Here is a 365-nt window from a genome sequence, read left to right as displayed (position 1 = left end):
CCGCAATCGAATTCGCGCTCGTGTTTCCGCTGTTCTTCTTCGTGTTCTATGCGATCGTGACCTTCAGCCTGATCTTCGTTGCGCAGCAGAGCCTCACGCTTGCCAGCGAGGAGGGCGCGCGCGCGGCGCTGAACTATCAGAAGGCCAACGACGTGGCCGCCGCGCTGACGCTGCGCGCCGCGGCTGCCTGCGCCACCGCCACCAACATGGTCGCGTCGATGATCAGCACCGCGTCCTGCCAGAGCGTACCCACCGCGTGCAGCTATCAACCCGCCATGACCTGCATGGCAGTGAGCCTGACCTACGACTACGCGGCGCATCCGCTAATACCAAACCTTCCTTTGCTCGGCCTGGTGCTGCCCGCC

At 64.4% G+C, this 365-nt stretch carries 1 protein-coding gene; it reads left to right on the top strand.

Annotated features, from left to right (window positions below; translation table 11 throughout):
* A partial coding sequence (locus EN824_RS33740) for a TadE/TadG family type IV pilus assembly protein (RefSeq protein ID WP_135933179.1) occupies window positions 1–365 on the top strand: 365 nt, incomplete at both ends.

This window comes from Mesorhizobium sp. M8A.F.Ca.ET.181.01.1.1 (assembly GCF_004792025.1).
In the GTDB taxonomy this organism is placed as follows: Bacteria; Pseudomonadota; Alphaproteobacteria; order Rhizobiales; family Rhizobiaceae; genus Mesorhizobium.
The sequence above is the reverse complement of the archived record's forward strand: the minus strand, read 5'-3'. Positions and strand labels throughout refer to the sequence as shown.